The sequence below is a fragment of the Sphingomonas sp. ACRSK genome, assembly GCF_022346685.1.
GTDB classification, from domain to species: Bacteria; Pseudomonadota; Alphaproteobacteria; order Sphingomonadales; family Sphingomonadaceae; genus Sphingomonas; species Sphingomonas molluscorum.
The window spans coordinates 64,714-73,603 of sequence record NZ_JAKRNR010000010.1 but is presented as its reverse complement, the minus strand read 5'-3'; the positions used below and the strand labels follow the sequence as shown (position 1 = coordinate 73,603).

Sequence of the window (8,890 nt, the reverse complement as noted above, 5' to 3'; positions counted from 1 at the left end):
CGCACCCATGACCCAGTCCCCGCTTGCCGCGCAGATCGTCGACACCCTCAAGCACCGCATCGGCAAGGACGAGCGGGCGGCGCACCCGCACGACTGGCTCGCCGCGACGATCCTGACGCTGCGCAACGACATCATCGATCGGTGGATGGAGTCCACGCGGGCCGCCCACGCCGCCGGTGCCAAGCGGGTCTACTATCTCAGCCTGGAGTTTCTGATCGGCCGGCTGCTGCGTGACGCACTTGCCAACCTCGGCCGGGACTCCGAGGTGCGCGATGCGCTGGAGGAGCTCGGGATCGACCTTGCCGAGATCGAGGCGATCGAGCCCGATGCGGCGCTGGGCAACGGCGGCCTCGGACGTCTGGCGGCGTGCTTCATGGAGAGCCTGGCGAGCCTGGACCTGCCCGCCTATGGCTATGGCATCCGCTACGTGAACGGCATGTTCCGCCAGCGCATCGATGACGGCTGGCAGGTCGAGCTGCCCGAAACCTGGCTCGCGCACGGCAATCCCTGGGAGTTCGAGCGGCGCGAGAGCGCCTATCTGGTCGGCTTCGGCGGCGAGGTCGTCGGCCTGGACAACGGGCGCGTCCACTGGAAGCCGGCCGAGGGGCTGGAGGCACTGGCCGTGGATACCCCCGTGGTCGGTTGGCGCGGACGGCGGGTCAACACGCTCAGGCTGTGGACCGCGCGCGCCTTCGACCCGATCCGGCTGGATCGGTTCAACGCCGGCGACCACCAGGGGGCGCTTGCCGGCCAGGTCGCGGCCGAGACGCTGGTGCGCGTGCTCTATCCCGCCGACTCCACCCCCGCGGGGCAGGAATTGCGGCTGCGGCAGGAGTATTTCTTCTCCTCCGCGTCGATCCAGGACATCGTGCGCCGGCACATGCAGTATTTCGGCGACATCACGACGTTGCCGGAAAAAGCCGCGATCCAGCTCAACGATACCCACCCGGCCGTGGCGGTGGCCGAGTTGATGCGGCTGCTGGTCGACCATCACGGCGTGGCCTTCGACGAAGCCTGGGACATCGCGCGCGCGACGTTCGGCTACACCAACCACACCTTGTTGCCGGAGGCGCTGGAAAGCTGGCCGCTGCCGCTGTTCGAGCGGCTGCTGCCGCGGCACATGCAGCTCGTCTACGCGATCAACGCCCGGCTGCTGAAGGAAGCGCGCGAGACGCCCGGGATCGATGACCGCGCGATCGCTGCAATCAGCCTGATCGACGAGGGCGGCGAGCGGCGGGTGCGCATGGCCAACCTGGCCTTTGCCGGCGCGCACAGCATCAACGGCGTGGCGGCGCTGCACACCGAGCTCATGAAGAAGACCGTGTTCGCGGACCTTCATCGCCTCTATCCTGAGCGCATCAACAACAAGACCAACGGCATCACGCCGCGTCGCTGGCTGCACGAGTGCAATCCCGGGCTGACGGCGCTGATCGCCGACGGGATCGGCCCCGCGTTCAAGGACGATGCCGCCAAGCTCTCGCGCCTCGCTCCGCTCGCGGACGATCCCAGCTTCCGCGAGCGTTTCGCCGCGGTGAAGCGGGACAACAAGGTCGCACTCGCCGATTACATCCGGGCCGAGATGGGCCTGTCGCTCGATCCGGACGCGCTGTTCGACGTGCAGGTGAAGCGCATCCACGAGTATAAGCGCCAGCTGCTCAATCTCATCGAGACGGTGGCGCTCTACGACCAGATCCGCAGCCATCCGGAGCGCGAGTGGGTCCCCCGGGTCAAGCTGTTCGCGGGCAAGGCGGCACCGAGCTACTGGAACGCCAAGCTGATCATCAAGCTGGCGAACGACATCGCGCGACGGATCAACGGCGATCCGACGGTACAGGGCCTGCTGAAGGTCGCGTTCCTGCCCAACTACAATGTTTCGCTGGCGGAGCGGATCATGCCGGCCGCGGATCTTTCCGAGCAAATCTCAACCGCCGGCATGGAAGCCTCTGGCACCGGCAACATGAAGCTGGCGCTGAACGGCGCCCTCACCATCGGCACCCTCGACGGCGCCAACATCGAGATCAAGGAGCGCGTGGGCGACGAGAACATCGTCATCTTCGGGCTCACCGCCGAACAGGTCGCCGAACGGGCCCGCAACTATCATCCGCGCGAGATGATCGAGCGCTGCCCGGCACTTGCCCAGGCACTGTCGGCGATCGCCTCCGGCGTCTTCTCCCCCGACGATCCTAGCCGCTATGCGGGGCTGGTCGGCGAGCTCTACGACCATGACCGGTTCTTCCTGGCGGCGGACTTCGAGAGCTACGCCGCCGCCCAGCGCGAGGTCGACCGGCGCTGGCGTGATCCCGCCGGTTGGGGTGCCGCGGCGATCCGCAACGTGGCCGGCATGGGCTGGTTCTCGTCGGACCGGACCATCCGCGAATATGCGCGCGACATCTGGCACGTCGCCTGACCTGCTCCAGAGAAGCCGCCAGAGAACCCGGACGCCGGATTAAGCGTTCTGCAACCATAACGACAAACGCGAACGGGAGAGATACGATGATCGAGAGACGCGGGCAGCCGCTGGCACGCGACGCCATGGCCTATGTGCTGGCGGGCGGGCGCGGTAGCCGGCTGGCGGAGCTGACCGACGTCCGCGCCAAGCCCGCGGTCTATTTCGGCGGCAAGTCGCGCATCATCGACTTCGCGCTCTCGAATGCGATCAACTCCGGCATCCGCCGCATCGGGGTCGCCACCCAGTACAAGGCCCATTCGCTGATCCGCCACCTGCAGGGCGGTTGGAACTTCCTGCGCCGCGAGCGCAACGAAGGCTTCGACATCCTCCCAGCCTCGCAGCGCATCAGCGAGTACCAGTGGTACGAGGGCACCGCCGACGCGGTGTACCAGAACATCGACATCATCGAGAGCTACGCGCCGGAATACATGGTCATCCTGGCGGGCGACCACATCTACAAGATGGACTATGAGCTGATGCTCCAGCAGCATTGCCAGTCCGGCGCGGACGTGACGGTCGCCTGCATGGAAGTGCCGCGGCTGGAAGCGAGCGGCTTTGGCGTGATGGCCGTCGATGCGCAGGACCGCATCACCGACTTCGTCGAAAAACCTGCCGATCCGCCGGCGATGCCGGGCCGCCCGGACGTGGCGCTTGCCTCGATGGGCATCTACGTCTTCAACACCTCGCTGCTGATCGAACAGCTGCGCCGCGATGCCGCCGATCCGAACTCGGCGCGCGATTTTGGCAAGGACATCATCCCCTATTTGGTCCGCCACGGGAATGCGGTGGCGCATCGCTTCTCCGATTCCTGCGTGCGTGCGCCAGAGGAGCGCGAGGCCTATTGGCGCGACGTCGGCACCGTGGACGCCTATTGGGAAGCCAATATCGACCTGACCGACGTGGTCCCCAAGCTCGATCTCTACGACCACAGCTGGCCGCTCTGGACCTATTCGGAAGTCACCCCGCCCGCCAAGTTCGTCCATGACGAGGAAGGGCGTCGTGGCGAGGCGACCAGCTCGCTGATCTCGGGCGATTGCATCATCTCGGGCGCATCCATCCGCAACAGCCTGGTCTTCACCGGGGTGCGCGCACACAGCTTCGCCACGCTGGAGCAGGCGGTGATCCTGCCGCGCTGCAAGATCTCCCGCAACGCACGGCTCACCAAGGTGGTGGTGGACGCGGGCGTCCACATCCCCGACGGGCTGGTGGTCGGTGAGGATCCGGTGCTCGACGCACGCCGTTTCCGTCGGACTGAAAGTGGCGTGTGCCTAATCACCCAGCCGATGATCGACCGGCTAGCATGATCCGCGCGCTGTCGGTCGCGTCGGAAGCCTATCCGCTGGTCAAGACCGGCGGCCTTGCCGACGTGGTCGGCGCACTGCCGGATGCCCTGGCGCCGCACGGCGTGGCCACGACCACGCTGCTGCCGGGCTATCCCAAGGTCCTGGCGCAGATGGCCGACGCGCAGGTCGTGCATCACTGGCCCGCGTTGCTGGGCGTGGAGGCGCGGTTGCTCGCCGGTTCGCTCGGTGAACATCCGCTATGGGTGCTGGACGCACCGGCACTGTTCGCACGCGAGGGCGGCCCCTACGCCGATGCAGCGGGGCGCGATTGGGACGATAACTGGCGCCGCTTCGCTGCCCTCTCGCGGGCAGCCGCGGACCTGGCATCGGGCGCGATCGGCAACCAGCGCTTCGACGTGCTGCACGCCCATGACTGGCAGGCAGGGCTCGCCCCCGCCTATCTGCGGTTCGGCGGCAACGCACAGGGCACGAAGAGCGTCGCCACGATCCACAACATCGCCTTCCAGGGCAGCTTCGATGCGGGCGTGTTCCCGGCCCTCGAGTTGCCGCAGCATGCCTGGGGCATCGAAGGGGTCGAGTATTACGGCGCAGTCGGCCTGCTGAAGGCGGGGCTGTGGGCGGCCGATGCCATCACCACGGTGAGCCCCACTTATGCCGAGGAGATCCGCCGGCCGGAGTTCGGCATGGGGCTGGAGGGGCTGATCGCCGCGCGCGGTGCCCGGGTCACGGGCATCCTCAACGGCATCGACCCAGCGGTGTGGAACCCGGCGACCGATCCGCTGCTGGCCGCGCGGTACGGTGCCGACACGCTGGATGCGCGCGCCGCCAACACGCGCGCCGTGGAAGCCCGCTTCGGCCTGAATGGCGAGGGTCCGATCTTCACCGTCGTCAGCCGGCTGACCTGGCAAAAGGGCATGGACGTTCTTGCCGGGCTACTGGACGATCTGGTCGCGATGGGCGGGCGCCTGGCGATGCTCGGCTCCGGCGACGCGGCGCTCGAACATGCGTTCCGCGCCGCAGCCGACCGCCACCCCGGCCGCATCGGCGTGGAGATCGGCTATGACGAGCCGCTGTCCCACCTGTTGCAGGGCGGTGCCGACGCGATCCTGATCCCGTCCCGCTTCGAGCCGTGCGGGCTGACCCAGCTCTACGGCCTCGCCTATGGCTGCGTGCCGGTGGTGGCGCGCACCGGGGGGCTGGCCGACACGGTGATCGACGCCAATGTCGCCGCGCTGGACGCCGGAGTCGCAACCGGCGTGCAGTTCGACGGCGTCACACCGCAGGCGCTCCGCGGCGCGATCGCGCGCACGATCGCGCTGTATCGGGACGGTCCGCGCTGGCGGCAGATGCAGCGCCGCGGCATGGCTGCTGACTTCTCCTGGGACAACAGCGGCGCACGCTATGCGGCGCTGTATCGGCAACTGCTCGGCTGACCGCTTACAGCGGCAACCGCGTCGTCGCCTTCACTTCCTCCAGCACTGCATAGGTCCGCGTCTCGCGAATGCCGGGCATCGCCACCAGCGTATCTCCCAGAAAGGCGCGGTACGCGGCCATGTCGGCGACCCGCACCTTGAGCAGATAGTCGAAGCCTCCGGCGACCATGTGGCACTCCAGCACGTCCGGCACCCGGCGGACATGCTCGGCAAAGGCGGCGAAGGCGTCGTCGGTGGTGCGATCCAGCAGCACCTCGACGAAGATCATCAGCGCGCGGTCGAGCTGTCCGGGATCGAGCAGCGCCGTGTAGCCGGTGATGACGCCAGTGGCGCGCAGCCGCTTCACCCGGTCGAAGCAGGCGGCGGGCGATAGCCCGCAGCGTTCGGCAAGCGCCTGGTTGGTAATGCGCCCGTCCTCCTGCAGCACGCGCAGCAGCTTGCGGTCCATTGCGTCCATCGAAGATCCTTCGGCTCAACCGCCATTAGGTCCCGAGGATTCGGCGGGACCCGGCAAAATGCAAAGCACAATCGGCAGGCTTTCGCATAGCTGCCGGAGCAACTTGCAAGAAATCCCGCCGGAGAGCCGCATGCTTCGTTCGTTCGATTGGAACCACCTCGATGCCCTGCAGTACCAGGACGAAGAGGAAACGGTCGCAGACCTGCTGCGCGCGGTTCCGCTGTCGCTGGAGGAGCGCAGCCTGATCGGCCAGGATGCGGTGGGGCTGGTGAAGGCGGCGCGCGCCTCCACCCGCAAGCAGGGCGTGGTCGAAAGCTTCCTTCAGGAATTCTCGCTCGGCACCAAGGAAGGCCTGGCGCTGATGTGCCTGGCCGAGGCGCTGCTGCGGACGCCCGACGCCGAGACGCGCGACCGGCTGATCGCGGAAAAGATCGGCTCGGCCGATTGGGCGAGCCATCTCGGCGGCTCCGACAGCCTGTTCGTCAACGCCTCCACCTGGGGGCTGATGCTGACCGGCAAGCTGATCGACGTGGACGAGGAAGCGCGCACCGACCTTTCCGGCTGGGCCAAGCGCCTGGCCGCGCGCGTGGGCGAGCCGGTGATCCGCCAGGCAGTCGGCGCCGCGGTCAAGATGATGGGCGAGCAGTTCGTGCTCGGCCGCACCATCGAGGGCGCGCTCAGCCGAGCGAAGCGCGAGGGCTATCTCTGCTCGTTCGACATGCTGGGCGAAGGCGCGCGCACGGCCGAGGACGCCGCGCGCTACGAGCGCATCTATGCCGATGCGATCGAGGCGGTCGGCCGCGCGCGTGGTGCCGGGCTTTCGCCGGAGGACGGCCACGGCGTCTCGGTCAAGCTGTCGGCGCTCTGCCCCCGCTATGAGGCGGTGCAGGAAGCGCGGGTGTGGGAAGAACTCTACCCGCGCATGGTGCGGCTGGCGAAGATCGCCGCCAGGCACGACCTCAACCTCGCCATCGACGCCGAGGAGTCGGAGCGGCTGGTGCTCTCGCTCAAGCTGATCGAGCGGCTGGTGCGCGAGCCGGAACTCGGCAGCTGGACCGGCCTCGGCGTCGTCGTGCAGGCCTATCAGAAGCGCGGTCGTGCGGTGATCGCCGGGCTGGAGGCGCTGGCCCAGTCGAGCGGCCGACGCATCATGGTGCGGCTGGTCAAGGGCGCCTATTGGGACAGCGAGATCAAGCGCTCTCAGGTCGGCGGCCGCCCGGATTATCCGGTGTTCACCACCAAGCCGGCGACCGACCTCTCCTACCTCGTCTGCGCCGAACAGCTGATCCGCGCGGCACCCAGCCTCTACCCGCAGTTCGCGACCCACAACGCGCACACGCTGGCGGCGGTGCGGCGCATGGCCGATCGCGCCGGCGTCCGCATCGAACACCAGCGCCTGCACGGCATGGGCGAGGCCTTGTACCGCTCGGCCGGCGACCGCTTCACCCTGCGCGCCTATGCGCCGGTCGGTGGGCACGAGGAGCTGCTGCCCTATCTGGTCCGCCGCCTGCTGGAGAACGGCGCCAACACCAGCTTCGTCCACGCCCTGCTCGACGAGCGCGTGCCGGCCGAGACCGTGGTCGGCGATCCGATCGCGGCGGTGCAGGCGCAGCCCGGCCGCCATCCGCGCATCCCGGTGCCGGGCGATCTCTATGGCGCCACCCGCCGCAATCCGCTCGGTCGGGACTATAGCCGCGACAGCGAGCGAGCCACCGCACGCCTGGCCGCCGATCTCGGTGCTGCCGACACTATCTCCGCCGGCCCGATCGTCGGCGGGCGCCTGCTGGCTGGCAAGGGACCGCAGCCGATGACCAGCCCGGTCGACCGCAGCCGCCTGATCGGCGCGGTGAGCGAAGCGACCGCGGAGGACATCGACCTCGCCGCCCGTGTCGCGCGCGCTGCCCAGCCGGCCTGGGACCGCAAGGGCGGCGCCGGTCGCGCCGTCGTGCTGCGCGCGATGGGCGATGCGCTCGAGGCCGAAATGGATCGCTTCGTGGCGCTGCTGTCGCGCGAGGCGGGCAAGACGCTGAACGACGGTGTCGCCGAAGTACGCGAGGCGGTCGATTTCTGCCGCTACTACGCGCATCTGGCCGAGAAACAGTTCTCCGGGCTCCAGCCGCTCACCGGTCCGGTGGGCGAGACGAACCACCTCGAACTGCGTGGCCGCGGTACCTTCGTGTGCATCAGCCCGTGGAATTTCCCGCTCGCGATCTTCACCGGCCAGATCGCCGCCGCGCTCGCTGCGGGCAACGCCGTGCTCGCCAAGCCTGCCGAGCAGACCCCGCTGGTTGCGGCCGAGGCGATCCGGCTGTTCCACCGCGCCGGGCTCGACGCGGACCTGCTCGCGCTGCTGCCGGGCGACGGCGCGACCGTCGGCGCGGCGCTGGTCGGCCACCCGTTGGTCCACGGCGTCGCCTTCACCGGCGGCACCGACACCGCCTGGATCATCAACCGGCAGCTCGCCAACCGTCCCGGCGCGATCCTGCCGTTCATTGCCGAAACCGGCGGTCTCAACGCGATGTTCGTCGACACCACTGCACTCAAGGAGCAGGTGGTCGACGACGTGGTCGTCTCCGCGCTCGGTTCGGCCGGGCAGCGCTGCTCGGCACTGCGGCTGTTGTTCGTACCGGAGGAGTCCGCAGACGAGCTGATCGCGACGCTGGTCGGTGCGGTCGACACGCTGGTGGTCGGCGACCCTGCCGATGCCGCCACCGACGTCGGCCCGGTAATCGACGCCGACGCTCAGGCGATGCTGGAGGAACACGCCGCCCGGCTGGAACGCGAGGCGAAGATCCTCAAGCGCGTCGATCCCGGCGTGTGGGGCACGCGCGGCAATTTCTTCGGCCCGGTGCTGGCCGAAGTGCCGCGCCCGGACTTCCTGGGCAAGGAAGTGTTCGGGCCGATTCTGCACATTTATCGCTATCGCGCCGACGAGCTGGAGAGCATCGGCCGGCAGCTCGCCGACACGGGCTATGCGCTGACGCTGGGCATCCACAGCCGCATCGAGCGCTTCGCCGAGCAGATCCGCGACCTGGTGCCCGCGGGCAACGTCTATGTGAACCGCTCGATCATCGGCGCGGTGGTGGGCGTGCAGCCGTTCGGCGGCGAGGGCCTGTCGGGCACCGGCCCCAAGGCGGGCGGCCCGCACGCGCTGCTGCGTTACGCCACGGAACGCGCGGTGTCGGTCAACATCACGGCCCAGGGCGGCGACCCGGCGCTGCTGAACCTGTAAGCGTGGCGGAAGGGG

At 68.6% G+C, this 8,890-nt stretch carries 5 protein-coding genes; 4 read left to right on the top strand and 1 reads right to left on the bottom strand.

Annotated elements, in window-relative coordinates:
* Nucleotides 1-7: 7 nt before the first annotated feature.
* The 3 genes from MHZ35_RS07465 (at nucleotide 8) to glgA (ending at nucleotide 5,186) form a co-directional block, all read left to right on the top strand.
* Nucleotides 8-2,407: a glycogen/starch/alpha-glucan phosphorylase gene (locus MHZ35_RS07465; RefSeq protein WP_239435042.1), complete on the top strand. Its 2,400-nt coding sequence runs from the start codon at nucleotides 8-10 to the stop codon at nucleotides 2,405-2,407.
* A gap of 89 nt (nucleotides 2,408-2,496) precedes the next feature.
* The gene (gene glgC / locus MHZ35_RS07460) at nucleotides 2,497-3,753 is read left to right on the top strand and encodes a glucose-1-phosphate adenylyltransferase (protein ID WP_446741027.1); all 1,257 of its coding nucleotides are present in this window, start codon (nucleotides 2,497-2,499) and stop codon (nucleotides 3,751-3,753) included.
* Nucleotides 3,750-5,186: a glycogen synthase GlgA gene (gene glgA / locus MHZ35_RS07455; RefSeq protein ID WP_239435040.1), complete on the top strand. Its 1,437-nt coding sequence runs from the start codon at nucleotides 3,750-3,752 to the stop codon at nucleotides 5,184-5,186. Before glgC ends, glgA begins: the two co-directional genes overlap by 4 nt.
* 4 nt (nucleotides 5,187-5,190) lie before the next feature.
* On the opposite strand, the gene MHZ35_RS07450 is transcribed toward glgA, so the two are convergent.
* Nucleotides 5,191-5,643: an Lrp/AsnC ligand binding domain-containing protein gene (locus MHZ35_RS07450; protein WP_239435039.1), complete on the bottom strand. Its 453-nt coding sequence runs from the start codon at nucleotides 5,641-5,643 to the stop codon at nucleotides 5,191-5,193.
* 130 nt (nucleotides 5,644-5,773) lie between these two features.
* On the opposite strand from MHZ35_RS07450, the gene putA reads away from it, so the two are divergent.
* Complete coding sequence (gene putA / locus MHZ35_RS07445; protein WP_239435038.1) at nucleotides 5,774-8,875, top strand: bifunctional proline dehydrogenase/L-glutamate gamma-semialdehyde dehydrogenase PutA; 3,102 nt, start codon at nucleotides 5,774-5,776, stop codon at nucleotides 8,873-8,875.
* Nucleotides 8,876-8,890: the final 15 nt, after the last annotated feature.

Excerpts from the sequence above, each read along its gene's own strand:
- MHZ35_RS07465 (WP_239435042.1), top strand. The coding sequence starts at position 8 with ATGACCCAGTCCCCGCTTGCCGCGCAGATCGTCGACACCCTCAAGCAC.
- glgA (WP_239435040.1), top strand. The coding sequence starts at position 3,750 with ATGATCCGCGCGCTGTCGGTCGCGTCGGAAGCCTATCCGCTGGTCAAG.
- MHZ35_RS07450 (WP_239435039.1), bottom strand. The coding sequence starts at position 5,643 with ATGGACGCAATGGACCGCAAGCTGCTGCGCGTGCTGCAGGAGGACGGG.
- putA (WP_239435038.1), top strand. The coding sequence starts at position 5,774 with ATGCTTCGTTCGTTCGATTGGAACCACCTCGATGCCCTGCAGTACCAG.